The following is a 16,730-nucleotide window of genomic DNA, read 5'->3' as shown; positions in this document are numbered from 1 at the left end:
TATCCTCATTTAAGCCAAGCTTTTAACCAGCTCGCCGTTATTTGACCGGTCGCCGGACTTGCGTTCCCCGAGGGCGCTATCGATAAACCGGGCGATGGCGTCCATGAACACGCCCTCGCTGAACTGCTCCGCATGCTGGCGGATCGCCGCCGAATCCCAGCCGGACGGGTTGATGCCGGCCAGCGCCTCGGCCAAGCTATCGATGGTTTGCCGGTCGAAGAAGCGCCCGTTAATTCCCGGCCGTATCGTGTCCAGCGCGCCTCCCCCTTTGAAAGCGACAACCGGCCGGCCGCATGCGTTAACCTCCAACGGCGTAATGCCGAAATCTTCAATGCCGGGGAAAATGAACGCCGCACAGTGCTGCATGTAATGCGCCACCTGCTTGTCGGACAGCCGACCCATAAAGGTGACTGTCGGTCCGGCCAGCGACTCCAGCCTCTTCCGGTCCGGACCGTCACCGATGACAATAAGCTGCTTGCCAAGCTTCGTACACGCCTCCACGGCCAAATCGATCCGTTTGTAGGAAACGAGTCGGGACACAACCAGAAAATAATCTCTGGCCTTCTGCTTCGAAATTTGGAACCGCGAAACCGCAACCGGCGGGTAGATTACCGTCGCCTCCCTGTCGTAGCAGCTCTCGATCCGCTGCCGAACGACGGTCGAGTTGGCGATGAGGTGATGGACGCTTTTGGAGGTCGCTTTGTCCCACAACCGCAGCGGGTGCATCATCCATCGGATCAACCGCTTCTGAAAGTCCGGCACGGCATTGCCTTCCATATAAGCGGCGAAATCCCAGGCAAACCGCATCGGCGTATGGCAGTAGCAAATATGGATCGTCTTCCCTTTAACTGCGGCCCCTTTGGAATAAGCGCTGCTGGAGCTGATGACGAGGTCGTAGCCGCTTAGGTCCATAGATCTTACCGCAAACGGGTACAGCCAAAAAAAATGTTTGAACCGTTTCATAATACCGGGAATGCTCTGCATCCATGTCGTCCGGATGTCCGCGTCTTTAAGCTCGGGAAGCAGCTTGTCGTAATCGGCTATCGTCGTGTAGATGGGCGCGTCGGGAAGCATCCGGTGCAGCACCCCGACTACCCGCTCCGCTCCGCCCATCTGATTTAAATAATCATGTACGATGGCAATTTTCAGTTTAGGCTTCATACGAACTCCTTTGCTTTTCCAAATGAAGGTGCGGGCTCCGATGGGGCAAGAACCGACTTGTATACATCCTCCACCTTGGAAACCGTCGTTTCGATCGTAAAACGGGCATTCACCTGCTCGGCCGCATACCGGCCCATTTGCCGGCGCCTTTCGTCGTTGTTCAACAGCGCGAGCGTATGATGCAGCAGCTCCTTCACAGCTCCGACCTCATATAAAAAGCCGCTGCGGCCGTGCTCGATAATTTCCGGCACTCCGCCGGAACGGGTCGCCACGACGGGAACGGCCTGCGACATCGCCTCGATGATGACCCGCCCGAACGGCTCGTTATCCGAGCAGAGCCAGAGCACGTCCGCCGCGCAGCAAATCTCCAGCACGTCGGCGCGGAAGCCGGTAAACCGCACCCGGTCCGCGATGCCAAGATCTGCGGCCAGCCGATGCAGCTCATGCCAGTAGTCGGTGCATGTCTGGCCGAACTTGGGCTCGCCGACGACGAGCAGCACTGCGTCCAGCCCCCGATCCAGCAGCAGCTTGGCGGCTCGTACCGCATCCTCCTGCCTTTTCCAGGGGGCGATCTGCCCGACGATCAGCAACACTTTGCTATTCGGCGGAATGCCCAGCTCATGACGGATGCGCTCCTTCCACTGCCGTCTGTCCGATTCGGCCGTTTCACGGACGCTCACGCCGTTATGCACATGATACAGCCTGTCGGCCAGCTTCCTGCGGTCGAAACCGTCCAGTACCGGGTGGGAAATTCCGATGACGGCTTTCACGGCAAACCCGGCCAGACGGTTGATCGCTTTGCCGATCAACCCCTTCGGCGGAATATCGCGCACATGCCAAATGAGCGGTCGGCGGTGCAGCCAGTTAAACAAGGCCGCCATCATGCCCGCCCGCAGCGAATTCGCATGAATGACGTCGATGGAATGACGGCGGACGCTTAACGCGAACTTCAGGCCGGCCTGCAGCATGCCGAGCAGGCCGAGCATAAGCCGCAGCGGGTTTCGCGAGAGGCGGGCCCTGTATCCGTGAACGGCAACCGTCTCAAGCCCGGCAGCCCGCGCCCGCTCCAGCAGCTCTCCCTCCGGCGCGAAGATGACCGGCTCGGCCATGTTCATATGCTTGGCCGTCAGCAGAAGGCTGATTTCCGCGCCGCTGACCACGCTCGTATGATTATAAAAAGCTACCTTCATCGTTACCGGACTCCTTTACTGATGTACGGTGAATACATGGCTGCAGCGCGGTCGGTCATGGTGCCGATATTGACGCTGCCGCATTAGAGCAATTCCGTCCGCTCCGCGCTCCGCCGCTTATTCAACGGACTTCGGACTTTTAAATACCGGCGATCATTCCGCCGTACATTTCACATTCCTTAATAATTTTGTGCCATTTGGCCAGATCCTGGTACCAATTCAGCGTAATCGTCTGCTCCGTCTTCGTTAATCGGCCGGAAGCGAGCGCATCGTATATTTCTCTGACTCCGTCGGCAGCCGTCCATCTGGCTTCCCAATTGAGCGTCGTCTCAATCTTCTCGAAATTAACCCGGTACGAGCGGTGATCGGCGTCGCCGTACCATTCGATCCGGATATCGATCGGCATGGACGAAGCGATCTCATCCGCAAGCTGTCCCAGCTGATAATTATTCCGGTTGGAGCCGACATTGAAAATATGCCCGTTGATTTTCGCCGGATCCGCCTCCAGCAGCAGACACATGACGTCCGTCGTGTCCTGGATATGAACCATCGGCCGCCATTGCGAGCCGTCCCGCATTAGCGGGATGACGCCTTTCTCCCATGCGCCGTAGGTCATTCCGTTAATGGCGAGATCGAAGCGCATCCGCGGCGAATATCCGTATACGGTAGCCTGCCTTATCGCCACGGCGGTAAACCGGTCGTCGGCTAACGGCAAAATGTCCTGCTCGGCTTTTTCATTGGCTTTCGCATAAGTCGTAAGCGGGTTGGTGGCGGACTGTTCATCCACGATGACGCCCGGTTCCAGAAAGCCGTAAATGCTGCAGGACGACGGCAAAATATAGCGGCTTATACCGAGACGTTTAGCCATGCTGGCCGTATTGAACCGCGATTGGTGATTAATTTGATACGTGGCTTCCTGGAACAGCTCGCCGGTGGGGTCGTTGGAGATGCCCACCAAATCGATGACCGCATCGACGCCTTCGAAGTACTGCTCCTTCAGCCTTCGTGTATCTTCCTTAATAATGGTCAGCTGCTCATGCGATTCCAGCTTATCCATCCCGAAGAAATACCGGTCGATTGCGACTACCCGATAGCCTTTACGAATCAGCTTCGGCACCAATACCGAACCGATGTAACCGCCAGCGCCCGTCACCATTACCGTTTTTATCATGCGTCCCAACCTCCGTTTATCAATTGGACAAACCATGTATACGATGCTCCGGCATTGACCGGCTTCCGTTTGCAGCTCCCCGCGTTTGGTGCCGATCGTATCGATGATACGCTTCGCGAACGGAAGGAGCAGGTAAATGCCGGTCGTTAAAAAACGACTTCCTTTATGCCGGATTTAGGTTCGTAGCTTACATTCATCGACAGTTCATTCGCCAAGGCGAGCGTTTCATGGGTTCCGGCATCCGTCCACCAGCCCTGCAAAACTTCATGCGTCAGCTCGCCCCAAGCGATGTATTTATTGTTGACGTCCGTTATTTCCAGCTCCCCGCGGGCGGACGGCTTGAGACATTTAACGATGTCGAAAACTCGTGAGTCATACATGTAGATGCCGGTTACGGCCAAAGCGCTTTTCGGATGCCTGGGCTTCTCCTCGATTGCCGCGATTCGTCCCCCGACGATTTCCGCAACGCCGAAAGCCTCCGGGTGTTCGACCTCCTTGACCAGAACATGTGCACCGCCGCCCCTTTGCTTAAAAGCATTCACATGCGGGAGCAGCTCGTCGGAGAAAATGTTGTCGCCCAAAATAACCGTCACCAAATCGCCTCCCGCAAACGTCCGCGCCAAACCGAGCGCCTGCGCAACCCCCCCGGCCTTATCCTGAGCCTTGTAGGTGAAGCTTGCGCCGATCTCGTGTCCGCTGCCCAGCAAATGGACGATGCTTCCCATATGATGCCTGCCCGATACGATAAGAATTTCTTGAATGCCGGCACCAAGCAGCTTATACACGGCATGGTAAATCATCGGATATTTGCCGACCGGCAGCAGGTGCTTGTTGGTCATCTGGGTTAACGGATAGAGCCGCGACCCGGTTCCGCCCGCAAGAATAATTCCTTTCATCGAAAGCGCCTCCTAAGGAATGTTCGGTTCGCTCAAACCGGATGCCGGTTCGTCCGGTCCATCCATTGCGAACGATCGGCCTGCACGGTCTTTTTCCTTTTGCCCAACGCAAAGGGAGCGAACTTGTTGAGGCCGTATATGACCGGAACTAGCAGAAGCAGGGTGATGACAGCTCTCATCCCTTCGAAGGCATACGGGTTCGGGATGACGCCGACATGGTTGAGCACCTTGGTCGATATGTTGAGCAGCGGCATATGAAACGACATGATAATCAAGGATTGACGACCCAAATATGCAAGCGGCGGCAGCGTACGAATGAGGCTTGCGATCAGCAGGCAGAACGTGATGCCGGCCGCAGCGGCCAAATAAAAGTCAAAATAATCGCCATACCGTTTCATGTTCAGGTTGACCTGGTGGCGGAGCAGAAACAGGTTGACGCATAAGCAGATGCAAGCCGCAGCCGCTTGCTGCACCGCCGGTCGGGACAGCAGGCTCCGGTACGCCGGCTTCAGCAAATTGCCCATGCCGTAGAACACGACAGCAGTGAAGGCAACATCGATTCCCCAGGGCAGCTTGAGGCTGTTCAGCAGGCTATCCAGATAACCGACCGCGGAGCAAATGACCAGGATCAGCATCATGCCGCTGTTGGTTTGGACCATCCGGCTGAACATATAGTACATGCACTCTACGACAAACAGGCAGGTCAAAAACCATAAGGGCAGATTGAAGTCCATCCATTCCCTTGTGCCCGCCGAATAAAAAATACCGGTAAATACCTGCAGCAGATCCAGATCCTTATAATAGTTGGCATCGCCGAAATGATACCGGAGCAAAAAATATATGTAGGAGACGGAAGCGAATAAAAAGTAAGGTATCAGCAATGTCGTTGCTTTCTTTTTTATAAATGCGGCAAAGCCGGTATATTTATGAACGGAAAAAAGATACCCCGACAAAAAGAAGAACAGGGGCATGTGAAACGAGTAAATGAACCTTCCTAATCCGCTGTCCTCCAGCGCGGTATGTCCGACGACCACCAATACAATGCCAATCCCTTTCGCAATGTCAATCCAATCGATCCTTCCATTGCCGGCGGCGTCGAGTGTAGAACTATTCATTTTTTTCGCCATCAAAAATCACTACTTTCCACAGGCTGATTAAGTTTTTTCTTCGTTTCTTCTCGACTTCCGACCGCAGGATGCCGCGCATCGTTGCGATGATGCCCGTCGTATCGAAGCGCGCTACGGAGCTTTGAACCGCATGCGAATCGGGCAGCCGCTCCGGATTTTCCACGATCTGCTGCAGCCTGCCGGCGATGGCATTGATGTCCCCTACCGGCACGAGCCAGCCGTTTGCATCCGGTTGAATGATTTCGGCCGGGCCATAATCGCAATCGGTGCTCAGACACGGGATACCGCGTGACATCGCCTCGACGAGCACCATCCCGAAAGCCTCGAATGCCGAGGTCAGCACCAGCGCGGAAACGGGCGGCACATGCTCCCACGGCTTGTAGACCCAGCCCCTCCACTCGATGCGGTCCTGAAGCTGAAGCTGATTTGACAGCGCAATCAATTTCGGATAATCGTCGCCGTCGCCGATCACAATCGCTTTGAACTCTCCTCTAACCCTCGACAGGGCGGTTATAAAATCGCTGACCCGTTTGGAATTTTCGTCCAGCCTGCCGATGAATAAAAAAGTCGCCGCGGCGGATCTCGGGATGAAGGGCTCCCGGGTTAAGATCGAATTGTACAGCACATGGACGCTACCTCCGTCCTTCCCCGCGGCTTGCTCCAGCTCGCGCGCTATCCCTTGGCTGACGGCGAAATGATAGTCGGCATATTTCAGCAAAGCCGTCTTTTTCAAAGTCGATACCGGAAAATGAACCCACGTCCCGACCGGCAGCCGCGGCTTCAGGAACATGGCGGCGATTTTCGTAAACATAATGATATTCGGGTCCGAAACAATGACCGTATCGGGATTGAAAGCTTTTAAAGCGCGTACGTACGAGACGGTAAAATCGTAGTACCGTCTCAACCGGCCTGCCCCCGGGACGCCGATAATTTCATACGGCAGCCCTTCCAGCCAATGCGGGTCGGCCGTACCCTGCAAAATGAACATTTTCACCGTCTCGCCCTGCGCGATCAATTCCCGGATCACTGTTTTATAGACCGTCTCCATACCGCCTCTGCCCGATGTCGCCCGAATGACCAAAGCGATTCGCATGCTTTCACCTCCTCTCATCGCACCCCGAAGTCTGCCCCACGAAAGTAAAAAACGGTGAATCATGATGAATCATGATTCACCAAGCCGATCCATGGGACCGACTCCTGGTCATCCGCCCGCTGTCGGACGGACATGGCGCCGGCGGCTTGCCGGCGCTACATATAGACCGGCACCGGCCTGTTATTCACAAACTGATTGCCGATCCCCAACCCTTCGTATGTGAAACCGAGCTCCTCAAGCGAAGTCCTGGGTAAAAAGTTTCTCGTATCCAATATGTACGGGGATCGCATCATCGTCGCCATCAGCGACCAGTTGATGTGCAAATAATCGTCCCAATGCGTCAGCAAAATGACCGCATCCGAATTGAACGCCACCTCATCCGCATGCTCGCAATAGCTGACGGCCAGTCCGCCGTTTAACGATTGGAACACATCCATCCCTTTCGGGTCATGCACCTTGACGTTGGCTCCCATGTCGAGCAGCTTGCGGATGATGGCGGAAGCTTGCGTTTGACGCGCGTCGTCGGTATTTGGCTTAAAGGTCAGCCCCAGGACGCCGATATTTTTGCCGATTAACGTCTTCAGGCGCATTTGTACCTTTTCCACGCAAAAGTCGTGCATAAGCTCGTTGGATTCGATCGCCGCCTTTACAATCGACAGCTCCCTGCCGTATTTTTGGCTGGTTGCCAAAAACTCGGCCGTATCCTTCGGGAAACAGCTGCCGCTCCAACCGCTGGATACTTGCAGAAACTTCGAGCCGATGCGGGAGTCGAGCCCCATGCCTTTCGATACATCAAGCACATTGGCGCCCAACGTTTCGCACAGGCGGGCTACCTCGTTAATATAGCTGATCTTGACGGCGAGGAAGGCGTTCGACGCGTATTTAATCATTTCGGCGCTTTTCAGATCGGTCTCGAAATAGACCGCAGGCCGCGCTTGCGGATTGAAGCTGAATTTGAAATGACGGGTCGCTTCGTCGTAGCCTACCCGGTTCAACAGGTTATGATAAAGCTCCCTGAGCACGGCCCGTGCTTTCTCGTTCGTAGTGCCGATGACAATCCGGTCGGGGAAAAATACGTCTTCCAGCGCGTAGCCTTCCCGGAGAAATTCCGGGTTGCTGATTACGGCGAAGTGCTCCTCCGCCTTCAGGCCGGACATGTCATCAATGATGGATGCCACCAGATCGGCCGTGCCGATCGGCACCGTCGATTTGTCGATGATGACCGTAAATTTATGCGGGTTCAAATTTTGCGCGATGCTTTTGGCCGCCGACCGGATAAAGCTCAAATCCGCCGTCCCGTCTTCCCGCGATGGCGTGCCCACCCCGATAAAGACGACATCGGCATCGTAGACCACTTCGTACGAGGTAGTGGCCCGAAGCGTTTTGCCGATATGCATTTCGATCAATTCATTCAGCCCGGGCTCATAAATAGGGCTTTTCCCGGAGCAGATCAGATCCACCTTCTTCTGATCCATGTCGATGACGGTAGTTTGATGTCCCAATACGGCAAAGGCCGTTCCCGTAACGCTGCCTACATAGCCGGAGCCAATACATACAATATTCATTCCCAACGACCTCCGATTGGATGATGCCTATCCTTTAATTAGCCACCAGACGATTGCGGTAGCTTTGAATCGTCCGGCGCAAGCCTTCTTCCAGATCAATATGCGGTTCCCAGCCCAACAGCCGCTTCGCCTTATCGATCACCGGCCGCCGAACTTTAGGATCGTCCTGCGGAAGCGGCATATAGGTGATGACGCTGTCGGACTCCGCCAGCCGCTTTACCATCTGCGCTACTTCCAGAATGGCGTATTCCGCCGGATTGCCGATATTAATGATCTCGCCGGTCGCTTCATCCTTCTCCATCACGAGCTGCAGCGCGCGGACATTGTCGTCCACATAGCAGAACGAACGGGTCTGGCTGCCGTCTCCGTAAACCGTAATGTCGTCGCCGTTAATTGCCTGTGTGACGAAATTCGATATGACCCGGCCATCGTCGTTCCGAAGTCCCGCCGAATACGTGTTAAATATTCGCACGACCTTCGCCTCCACCTGGAACCGATGATGATATTCATAGCAGAATACTTCGCCCAGCCGTTTCGCTTCATCGTAGCACGCTCTCGGCCCCCAAGTATTGACATTCCCGCGGTAAGCCTCGCTTTGCGGGTGAACCTCGGGATCGCCGTAAGCTTCGCTGGTGCTGCTGAACAGCAGCTTGGCCTGATTCCGTTTGGCGACCTCAAGCATATGGCGGGTGCCGATCGTATTCACCGCGATCGTCTCCATCGGCGCCGCCTGATAAAATTTCGGCGATGCCGGAGAAGCCAGATGAAAAATTTGTTCGACTCCGCGAAGCTCCTCCAGCCCGATAACGGACGGATCGGAAACATCGTAAACGAGGTGCGTAAACCGTTCGTGCCGATGCAGACCGCTCAAGTTTTGCTCTTTTCCGGTGGAGTAATTATCGACGGCGATGACGTGGCAGCCTTTCTCCAACAGCTCTTTCGTTACGTGCGAACCCAAAAAGCCCGCAGCGCCCGTCACTAAAACTTTTGTCATTGTATGGCCTCCCGTCTCGCAATTGAGCTTTTTATTTTTCGAATCACCGGTACCATGAAGGAATTGTAGTAAAGTCCGGCTAGGCAAAGCATCCACCAATTGCGCTTCCTTATATAGTTGAACACGCCGAGGGAATATAAGCTGTTTACGTAATCCGGCGAAGCCTCGACGACATGAACGCCCTGCCGAAGAACGGGACTATCCACCATTTCCTTCACGCTCCGTACCCTTTGCAGAAAGCTTTTCGGTGATGCTTTGGAAAATTCGTTGATCATCGCCTTCATCGACTGATAAACGAAATAGTTGGCAGCCGCCCTTCTGCTTCTATCCTCTTCCCAGCCCCAAACCGACAGCAGCTTCAGCTTGAACAGGTAAACATGCTCGTATAATTGGAAGTAATTATAGCGGTATTTCTTCGAGGCGCTGTTCGGAATGCTGACGACATACCTGTAAAAGGGCTCCGGAATGTAGATCGCATGCCCGGCATAGGTGAAGGCGACCAGATTAAACAGATGATCCTCGGTAAACAAAACCGTTTCGTCAAACCGGATTCGATGCCGGCCGAGCAAATCGCGGCGATACAGCTTGTTCCATACGCCAGCATCCATATCGCTGTACAGCAGGTTATACCATATTTGTTCGCGGATCTCTTGTTTGCCAAGCACGACATTGGCGATAATAGGCAGCCGGGCGGACTCGCCGGCAAGATTGGCTTCGCTGACATAGGAGAACCCGCAGATGACGATATCGCAGCCGGTTTGACTGGCGGTATCGTACATATGCTCATACGCCCGCCGGTCGATAAAATCGTCCGGATCGACGAATGTCACGTATTCGCCCTGCGCCAGCTCAAGCCCCGTGTTTCTTGCCGAGCTGACCCCTCCGTTCGTCTTGTGTACGACTTTAATCCTGCCGTCATTTCGCGCGTACGCTTCGGCAACCGTACCGCTGCCGTCGGTCGAGCCGTCGTTGACGACGATAATTTCAATGGAACGCAGCGTTTGCTCAAGCAGACTGTCCAAGGCGCGTCCCACATATTGCTCCAGATTGTAGACAGGGACAATCACACTGACCAATACATCCTTCAACCTTCAGCACCCTTTCATCTTCATCTGCTTGATCCGATTACGACTTTATCGGGTTAAGACCCCCACCTCTAAGGTGGGCCTTGAATCAGATGCGGTAGAGTCCCCATCTGATTCCCCGATGTTCAGCAAAGCTGAACGAGTTCACTCTGCGTGCCACTTCTGCACCTGACTTTCAGGGTCGGCATGATCCGTCAAAATATCGTGGATAAACGCGCGCACGCTGCTGACCTGGCTTTCCTTATCGAACAGCGGCAGCTGCCTCGGCACCCTCGAGCCTCGCTCCTTCACTTCCTCCGAAGTCACGCACTCCAAAAAGCCGGCCAGCGACCGGATATATTTCGGCTCCCACGGCTTATCGCCATGAATCCGGTACATCCCTTCATGATTGAAGTCGTAGGACATCGGTATTCGGCCCGTTACGATCGGCAAGCCGGCGCACAGGTACTCGCTGACTTTCGTTGTGTAGCGAAAGCTGCCGACCTGGTCCACGCTTTGCGGCAGGCTGGCCAAGTCCATCGCTGCCAAATAGGCCGGTACCTTCTCGCGGGGGACGCGACCGGTAAAAATAACCCGGCCCGGTCCGCCGCTTGCGCCGGCAAGCTGCTCCAGCCGGGCTTTGCCGCTGCCGTCCCCGACAATGAGCACGGTTACGTCCCGGCGCTCCAATAGTCCGGCCGCCTTGACCAGCTCGTAGCCGTAGCAATAGCCGAGCCGCCGGTTCCAGTTCAAGGAACCGACGATGCCGATGACCAGCTGCCGCTCCGGAATGCCGTATTCGCTGCGGATTTCGCTTCGCGCCTGCTGCAGCTGCTCGCTTGAATAAGCAACGGGCGCCCAACCGGCGGCGGTCATCGCGAATTTGGCGCCGTACGTTAACGCGCGTCCGGCCAAGTAAGGCGTCCAGCCGATGAATCCGGTCGACCTTTTGTACAGCAGTCTTTCATACCAATGAAACAACGGCCCGAGCAGCGGGAAGCGGTTCGCAATATAAGGGCCGATCGCATCGCCGCTGCTGACCACATAAGGCACTCGGGTCAACGTGCTGCCGACGATCAACGCCAAGCCGCCGGCGATGCCCGTTCCTTCCATCACTACCAGATGAGGCCGTTCCCGGTACATGTACCGCAGTATACGCCAGCCGTTCATCCATTTGCGGGATCGCTCGAACGGGTAAAAGTAAACCGGGGTATCGGCGAGCAGGGAGCGCAGACGCTGCTCGTCATCCCCGTTGCTGCCTTGGGTCGCAAAGCCTAAAATTTTATAAGACTCCCGATGGTTCATAGCTTCTGGCTCCTTACCGAATGTGCGATGCCGGGAGCATCGCTGTCGGTCCGATTCAATGCGGCCGCTTCTTCAAACAGCCCGATGTATTTGGCCGCTACGGACTGCCAGCTTTGCCGCTCGGCGATTGCCCGCGCGTTGAATCCGAGCTCCCGGCGCAGCTCCGGATTCGCGGATAACGTCCGCATCGCCCGCCTAAGTCCCGCCACATCCTCCGGATCTTCAAGCACGAAGCCGGACGGGCTATCGCCGGCGATCAGCTCCGAAACGCCCGACTGGTAGGTCGTAATGACCGGCAAGCCCGAAGCGAGCGCCTCGATAACCGCCAAGGTGCAGGCTTCGTACCGCGACGGAAAGACGAAGAAATCGGCGCATCTCATCACATTCGCCATATCTTTCCTGTAGCCCAGGAAGTGTACCCGCCGGTCGACGCCCAACTGCTCCGCCAGCTTCAAATACGGGCTGCCGCCGGTCGAGCCCGCCACCGCCAGATGCAGCTCAGGCAGACCCGCCAGCGCCCGCAGCACCGAATCGAGATTTTTCCGCGGCGATTTGATATCTCCCGCAAACAGCGCCAGCGGCACATGCTCCGGGAGACCCAGCTGCCCGCGGCTCAAGCTCCGGTCGGGATAAAATTCATCCACATCGACACCGTTCATAATGACGCGAAGCTGCGATGCCGAACAGATCGCCTGCACCTCGCTGCGCACCTTTTCCGACACCGGCACAAGGAACCGGGTGCGGGCGAAGGCGATTTTTTCCAGAGCGGCGTTGATGGACGTAAATGCCAGCTGGTACCAGCCGAAGCCGTCTTTCCTCAAGCGAAACGGATGAGCGGGCGACTTCAGCCAGGAGCTGTGCACGAAATGGACCGCGTTAATATCGCTTTTTACCCAGGTGATAAACCCGTTCACGATAATCAGGTCGTACTGCTTTCGTCGAGGCAGCAGCTTCAGCGCACTGATGACCGCAAAAATCTGATTTTTCAGCAGCTGTGTGGGCCAGCCGCTGACAGGCACCTTAATCCAGCTTGCATTCGGCCTTGTGGACAGCTCGGGAGCGACCTCGCTCGCATATAAAGTGACCTGATGGTTGCGCTGGAGCACTTCTTTCACGATCTCGTAGTTCACTCTGGCTTGCCCGTCGCCTTTAAGCAGCTTATGCGTAACGATACAAATATTCATCGAAATATTCCCACCTATAGGTTCAATTGTTCCTTCGCTTCCAGTATTTTTGCCGCTCAAGCCCTTGCCGTCGCCTTATCGCCCGCTTCGCTTCTTCGGCGCTTATCGGCATTCATGAGCAGCTGCCTGCTCGACTTCAGCACCGGGCGCAGCAGCTCCTTCGGCAGCAGCCAGTGCGTTTTCAAGGCAGACTCCAAATGGGTTAAACTCGTCTGGCGGACCGCCTCGCCGTGGTTGAAATAACCGACCACATCCTGCGATTTATGGCAGGCCAGCATTTTTCCCTTCAAAATGCGCTCGTGTTCGCTGATGCGGATCATTTCGATTTTATGCTTATATATGATTTTCTCGGGCAAAAACGTAATATGCGGACTTCCAAGATCGTGGTATTGATTGTACTCCGTCCATTCGTATACCTTATAAAAGCGCAGCAGCCTGCAAACCGACTGGACGATAAAGCTCGTTATATCGTGATCCGGATGACCGCCTTCGATAGCGTGCACATAAATCTTTTGCGGCTTCAACGCATCGACCACCCGTTCGATATCCTCCGCCAAGCCTTTTAAATACCGGTGCGTGCCCCGGTCCGGGTAACCGAGACAAATCACATTTTGCTTCGTCAAGCCGATGAGCGAGAGCGCCTGAGCCGCTTCCTCGTACCGGATCCGGGCAACCGCCTCCGCCCAGGCGAAGCTTTTTTTATAGCTGTAGCTGCTGCCGTTCGTTGTAAAAACGACCGTGATGCGGCTGCCGGTCAGGCTATGCCGGTACAGGACCGTTCCGAGTCCCAATATATCATCGTCCGGGTGTGCGGCGAAAACAAGAATGTCCGTCTGGTCGGCCAACTGCTCCGGCGTGCAGTGCCGGCCCAGCAGCCGATCGGGGTACCTGTACAAGCCTCTGGCGAATTCGAGCATATGGATGAACTTTTCCTTCCATATCGGAAACATAACCGTTTTCCCTCTTTCCAATAACTTCTTAAGAACGGATCAATGATCGAAGCAGAGGCTTGATAACCAGCGGATGCTGCAGCATCGCCCATGACGGCCGGAGCAGCCTGCCTTTCTTGAAATCGGCCCGGATGACGGCCTCGGCTAAGTTCAGCGCCTTTTTGCTCCGGTATTTGCGCAATTCCCGGACGATATCTCCGCGCCTCGCATATTTCTCCAGCAATTGATTGACGGACCCGAGCTGCGCTTGAAACGAAGCCGCCGCTTTATTCCCCGCAGTCAGCGAATTGTCCCGGAAGCGGTAATAATACAACGGCTGCGTGCAGATGCACATGGATCCGGCGGTTATGATGCATTCGAGCAAAAAGCGGAAATCTTCGCCGTAATGGAGCCCGTTCTTGTATTCCAGTCCGTTGTCCTTGATCAGCTTCGCCGAAATAATCGGGTTTAAGTAGCCGTAGTCGTCGCGGATCATTTTCAACGCATCGATTCGCGTTTTATCGGCAATCGGACCGATCACCCGCTCCCGCGATTTCAGATACGTCGACCATGGCTTGGTTTCTCCGTCCCGGATTAATAACAAGTCGTCCACCACAATATCCGCCTGGAGCTCGTTGGCGAACGACAGCATATGCTGCAGCCGGTTCTCTTGCCACCAGTCATCCCCGTCCAGCATGGCGATCCATTTCCCCCGGGACAAACGAATCGCCCGGTTTCTGCTATAGGACGGTCCCCGATTCGTGTCGTTTACAAGCAGCCGGATTCTGACATCGCGTATAGCGCGAACCGCGTCTGCCGTTCCGTCCGTCGAACGGTCGTCCACAATGATCATCTCGAAATCTTGAAACGTCTGCGCCAAAACCGAATGTACAGCCTTCGCGATATAAGGCTCCACATTGTAAGCGGCGATGACGACGGATACGGTCGGTATCACTTTCCATCCTCCTCACTGTTTCCCATGACGTGGCCTGCCGCCGACAGCCTGCTCAAATACGCGGGTCACCAATTGGGCCGCTCGTTCCCAGCTGTAATGCTCGACCGCATGCCGGCGGCACAGCTCACGAGACGGAAGAGCGCAGCCGCCCTGAAGGACAGCGACGATTTTGGCGGCCATTGCCTCCGGACTGCCGTCGGCAAACAGCAGCTGCGGGGACAGCTGCGACAAAATTTCATTCGTTCCGCCGCTGGGCGTGCCGAGCACCGGCGTCCCGCATGCGAGCGACTCGACCGTAACGAGGCCGAAGCCTTCAAGCGTCACCGTCGGTACGACGCTTACATCCGCCGCCTGATACCAGGCGACCAGCTCTTCATTCGATACCCGGCCCAGCAAAACGACCGTGCCGCTTAATTGATGCTCCTCGATCAATTGTTCCAGCTGGCTGCGCATCGGCCCGTCGCCGGCAATATACAGCACAGCGTGCTCCGCCTGACGCTTGACGCTTGCCATCGCCAGGATGAGGCGGTCGATTCCCATCCGATTGACCAGTCTGCGCGTGCAGAACAGCACCTGCTGCCGTTCCTTCAGCCGCAGCGATTGCCGCAGTTTGGCTCGGTCGTCCGCCGGCCGGAACCGGTTTAGATCCGCAGCGCCCGGAACGATATGGATACGCTCGCCGTCGATACCGTAATCATTCGCCAAAATTGTACGGAAATAGCTGCTCAGGACGATGAAGTGATCCGAACGGCGGTAAGACAACAGCTCGACCTTTTTCTTGATCCGATAGCGAAGGAGCTGTCCCAGCTGCTGCCCGCGGTCCTCCACTCGCGATTCCTGGGCCCAGGGGCCGTGGAAATGAGTGACGATGGGCACGCCGTCGGGAATCAGCTTCTTCGTGACCAGAGAAGTATAAAGGGCGAAATGCGGGTTGAACACATCCGGACGTTCCGCTGCCAGCTCTTGCTTCACCCGCTGCCGGAACGCGCGGGCTCTGGCCAGCGTGCTGCGAACGGTCGGTCCGTCAAACACGTCGTGGATATAAGGAGGCGCGCTCGTCTTGGTGCCGAATGCGGTCATAAGTCCCTTGATCGCATGCCCTTTTTCATGCATCGCCGCCAAATAGTCGGCAAAGTACCGGTTTAAGCCGCCCGGCGTATGATCGATCCAGCCCATGCCAGTCGCGAGAATATTCATAGCTTCCCCCTTACCGCCATCCGATTCTGCTTCGTGTAGGTACGGATATATTTAATAGAACCGCCAACGGTGCGCAGCGAGCTGCCGATGCCTCTGCCGCCCTCGGCCTTCATGCTGTGCAGCATCGTATGGATGAAGGCGGCTATTAAAAAACAGCCGGCTTTCAGCCAATTCCGCTCCGTAAATAAATACCGTTTGAAGGTCACGTACAGACGGGAGGTGGCAATATGCGGCTTGTAATAGTCGCGGTTGATTTCCGAAGGATAGTGGTAGTTCACCGCGTCTTTGGCAAGGACGATACGGTAGCCCCGGCGAATGGCGCGCGTCGCTATGTCCACTTCCTCATAGCCGTAAACGAGCTGCTCGTCAAACAGCACTTCATTAAATAAGGCCGCGGGGAAAACGGCGCTGTTGATGACAACCGTTTTGATCGCGTCCGTATCTTTATATTTTCTTTTTTGAAACCCGAGAAACGTCTGGTCATGCGGGTAAATGATCGTACCCCGTTTGTTTTCCAGACCCGTGACGATGATTTTGCCGCCGAACATGTTTTCTTTCGAGGCAAGCTCGCTTATGATCGTGCCGAAGAAATCGGCGGCCACCTCTACATCGTCATCGATAAACAAGAGGTGCGTGCCGGTGACAGCCCGGATCGCGTTGTTCCGGTTGGCCGACAACCCCCGCTTGGGACCGACGACATATTTGACATACGGGAACTTCGATTTCACCAGCCTGGAGGTCAGCAGATTCGTACTGTCGTCCGAAACGATAATTTCATGCACGCCGATATCGGACAGCTCTAACGACCGTAGCGCTTTGTGCAGATCGTCGGGCCGGTTTCTCGTGCAGATGCACACCGAGAAGCGGTAAGGGCCTGCCTTGGTACGAATGTTTCTCAT

The 16,730-nt window shown here is 55.5% G+C and carries 15 protein-coding genes; all 15 read right to left on the bottom strand.

Annotated features, from left to right (window positions below):
- Nucleotides 1-9: 9 nt before the first annotated feature.
- The 15 genes from E1757_RS01385 to E1757_RS01315 all read right to left on the bottom strand — a co-directional run bounded on the left by E1757_RS01385 (nucleotide 10) and on the right by E1757_RS01315 (nucleotide 16,730).
- The gene (locus E1757_RS01385; RefSeq protein ID WP_246078966.1) at nucleotides 10-1,161 is read right to left on the bottom strand and encodes a glycosyltransferase; all 1,152 of its coding nucleotides are present in this window, start codon (nucleotides 1,159-1,161) and stop codon (nucleotides 10-12) included.
- Nucleotides 1,158-2,351, bottom strand: coding sequence for a glycosyltransferase family 4 protein (locus E1757_RS01380; protein WP_133225033.1), 1,194 nt, complete (start codon nucleotides 2,349-2,351; stop codon nucleotides 1,158-1,160). The genes E1757_RS01385 and E1757_RS01380 overlap by 4 nt, the downstream gene beginning before the upstream one ends.
- A 139-nt stretch (nucleotides 2,352-2,490) precedes the next feature.
- Nucleotides 2,491-3,522, bottom strand: a complete 1,032-nt coding sequence (locus E1757_RS01375; RefSeq protein ID WP_246078965.1) for an NAD-dependent epimerase/dehydratase family protein — start codon at nucleotides 3,520-3,522, stop codon at nucleotides 2,491-2,493.
- Between the two features lie 146 nt (nucleotides 3,523-3,668).
- A complete protein-coding gene (locus tag E1757_RS01370; RefSeq protein ID WP_133225032.1) occupies nucleotides 3,669-4,418 on the bottom strand; it encodes a sugar phosphate nucleotidyltransferase in 750 nt (249 codons plus the stop codon).
- A 32-nt stretch (nucleotides 4,419-4,450) separates the two neighbouring features.
- Nucleotides 4,451-5,533, bottom strand: a complete 1,083-nt coding sequence (locus E1757_RS01365) for an acyltransferase family protein (protein ID WP_165971912.1) — start codon at nucleotides 5,531-5,533, stop codon at nucleotides 4,451-4,453.
- Entirely contained in the window at nucleotides 5,526-6,638 is a 1,113-nt protein-coding gene (locus tag E1757_RS01360) for a glycosyltransferase (protein ID WP_165971911.1), read from the bottom strand. The genes E1757_RS01365 and E1757_RS01360 overlap by 8 nt, the downstream gene beginning before the upstream one ends.
- A gap of 155 nt (nucleotides 6,639-6,793) precedes the next feature.
- Nucleotides 6,794-8,203, bottom strand: coding sequence for a UDP-glucose dehydrogenase family protein (locus E1757_RS01355; protein WP_133225029.1), 1,410 nt, complete (start codon nucleotides 8,201-8,203; stop codon nucleotides 6,794-6,796).
- 34 nt (nucleotides 8,204-8,237) lie between these two features.
- Nucleotides 8,238-9,197, bottom strand: a complete 960-nt coding sequence (locus E1757_RS01350) for an SDR family NAD(P)-dependent oxidoreductase (RefSeq protein ID WP_133225028.1) — start codon at nucleotides 9,195-9,197, stop codon at nucleotides 8,238-8,240.
- Nucleotides 9,194-10,285: a glycosyltransferase family 2 protein gene (locus E1757_RS01345; RefSeq protein ID WP_133225027.1), complete on the bottom strand. Its 1,092-nt coding sequence runs from the start codon at nucleotides 10,283-10,285 to the stop codon at nucleotides 9,194-9,196. The genes E1757_RS01350 and E1757_RS01345 overlap by 4 nt, the downstream gene beginning before the upstream one ends.
- A gap of 141 nt (nucleotides 10,286-10,426) precedes the next feature.
- Nucleotides 10,427-11,566, bottom strand: coding sequence for a glycosyltransferase (locus E1757_RS01340; RefSeq protein ID WP_133225026.1), 1,140 nt, complete (start codon nucleotides 11,564-11,566; stop codon nucleotides 10,427-10,429).
- On the bottom strand, nucleotides 11,563-12,750 hold the full coding sequence (locus E1757_RS01335; protein ID WP_133225025.1) for a glycosyltransferase family 4 protein: 1,188 nt from the start codon (nucleotides 12,748-12,750) through the stop codon (nucleotides 11,563-11,565). Before E1757_RS01335 ends, E1757_RS01340 begins: the two co-directional genes overlap by 4 nt.
- Before the next feature lie 56 nt (nucleotides 12,751-12,806).
- Nucleotides 12,807-13,700, bottom strand: a complete 894-nt coding sequence (locus tag E1757_RS01330) for a PIG-L deacetylase family protein (RefSeq protein ID WP_133225024.1) — start codon at nucleotides 13,698-13,700, stop codon at nucleotides 12,807-12,809.
- Between the two features lie 28 nt (nucleotides 13,701-13,728).
- A complete protein-coding gene (locus E1757_RS01325) occupies nucleotides 13,729-14,634 on the bottom strand; it encodes a glycosyltransferase family 2 protein (protein ID WP_133225023.1) in 906 nt (301 codons plus the stop codon).
- A gap of 12 nt (nucleotides 14,635-14,646) precedes the next feature.
- Complete coding sequence (locus tag E1757_RS01320; protein ID WP_133225022.1) at nucleotides 14,647-15,831, bottom strand: glycosyltransferase family 4 protein; 1,185 nt, start codon at nucleotides 15,829-15,831, stop codon at nucleotides 14,647-14,649.
- A complete protein-coding gene (locus E1757_RS01315) occupies nucleotides 15,828-16,730 on the bottom strand; it encodes a glycosyltransferase family 2 protein (RefSeq protein ID WP_133225021.1) in 903 nt (300 codons plus the stop codon). Before E1757_RS01315 ends, E1757_RS01320 begins: the two co-directional genes overlap by 4 nt.

Origin of the sequence: Paenibacillus piri, from assembly GCF_004354045.1 — a bacterium.
Lineage (GTDB): Bacteria > Bacillota > Bacilli > Paenibacillales > NBRC-103111 > Paenibacillus_S > Paenibacillus_S piri.
Note: the sequence above shows the minus strand (reverse complement) of the source record. Positions and strands in the feature narration are given on the sequence as shown.

What these genes read in the sequence shown, in the direction of transcription:
- E1757_RS01385 (WP_246078966.1), bottom strand. Translation starts at nt 1,161, where the DNA reads ATGAAGCCTAAACTGAAAATTGCCATCGTACATGATTATTTAAATCAG.
- E1757_RS01380 (WP_133225033.1), bottom strand. Translation starts at nt 2,351, where the DNA reads ATGAAGGTAGCTTTTTATAATCATACGAGCGTGGTCAGCGGCGCGGAA.
- E1757_RS01375 (WP_246078965.1), bottom strand. Translation starts at nt 3,522, where the DNA reads ATGATAAAAACGGTAATGGTGACGGGCGCTGGCGGTTACATCGGTTCG.
- E1757_RS01370 (WP_133225032.1), bottom strand. Translation starts at nt 4,418, where the DNA reads ATGAAAGGAATTATTCTTGCGGGCGGAACCGGGTCGCGGCTCTATCCG.
- E1757_RS01365 (WP_165971912.1), bottom strand. Translation starts at nt 5,533, where the DNA reads ATGAATAGTTCTACACTCGACGCCGCCGGCAATGGAAGGATCGATTGG.
- E1757_RS01360 (WP_165971911.1), bottom strand. Translation starts at nt 6,638, where the DNA reads ATGCGAATCGCTTTGGTCATTCGGGCGACATCGGGCAGAGGCGGTATG.
- E1757_RS01355 (WP_133225029.1), bottom strand. Translation starts at nt 8,203, where the DNA reads ATGAATATTGTATGTATTGGCTCCGGCTATGTAGGCAGCGTTACGGGA.
- E1757_RS01350 (WP_133225028.1), bottom strand. Translation starts at nt 9,197, where the DNA reads ATGACAAAAGTTTTAGTGACGGGCGCTGCGGGCTTTTTGGGTTCGCAC.
- E1757_RS01340 (WP_133225026.1), bottom strand. Translation starts at nt 11,566, where the DNA reads ATGAACCATCGGGAGTCTTATAAAATTTTAGGCTTTGCGACCCAAGGC.
- E1757_RS01335 (WP_133225025.1), bottom strand. Translation starts at nt 12,750, where the DNA reads ATGAATATTTGTATCGTTACGCATAAGCTGCTTAAAGGCGACGGGCAA.
- E1757_RS01330 (WP_133225024.1), bottom strand. Translation starts at nt 13,700, where the DNA reads ATGTTTCCGATATGGAAGGAAAAGTTCATCCATATGCTCGAATTCGCC.
- E1757_RS01320 (WP_133225022.1), bottom strand. Translation starts at nt 15,831, where the DNA reads ATGAATATTCTCGCGACTGGCATGGGCTGGATCGATCATACGCCGGGC.
- E1757_RS01315 (WP_133225021.1), bottom strand. Translation starts at nt 16,730, where the DNA reads ATGAGAAACATTCGTACCAAGGCAGGCCCTTACCGCTTCTCGGTGTGC.